1 protein-coding gene is annotated in these 521 nt (G+C 74.7%); it reads left to right on the top strand.

The window, feature by feature from the left end; translation table 11 throughout:
* Positions 1 to 444 (top strand): ATP-binding cassette domain-containing protein (locus AC2W7M_RS27185; protein WP_486136360.1); only part of this gene is annotated, 444 nt, incomplete at its 5' end.
* Positions 445 to 521: the final 77 nt, after the last annotated feature.

Here is a 521-nt window from a genome sequence, read left to right as displayed (position 1 = left end):
GCGGCGGCGGCCGAGGCGGCGATCCGGCGGACCGGCCTGGAGCCTCTCGCCGACCGGGGCGTGGACGGGCTCTCGGGGGGCGAGCGCCAGCGCGCCTGGCTCGCCTTGACGCTGGCCCAGCTCAAGGGCGGCACCGGTGGGCGCTGCCTGCTTCTGGACGAGCCCACCTCGGCGCTCGACATCGCCCACCAGATGGAGCTGCTCGCCATCGTCCGCGAACTGGCGTCGGGCGAGGACGGCCTGACGGTGATCGTGGTGCTGCACGACATCAACCTTGCGGTCCGCACCTGCGACCACCTGGTGGCGCTGCGCGCGGGACGCCTCGTGGCCCATGGCCCGGCGCGCGCGATGATGGCGCCCGAGACGCTCAAGGCGGTCTACGACCTCGACATGGGCATCCTGCCCCACCCCGTCAGCGGCCATCCCATGGGGTTCGTGCTGTGAGCCGCCTCACGCGCCGCAGCCTGATCACAGGCGCCGCAACGCTGCTCGCCGCCGGACCCGCGCGCGCCGCGCCAGGC

The sequence above is a fragment of the Xanthobacter sp. BG11Y11_SDJG genome (assembly GCF_057364445.1).
This window is presented reverse-complemented; position numbering and strand designations above follow the sequence as displayed.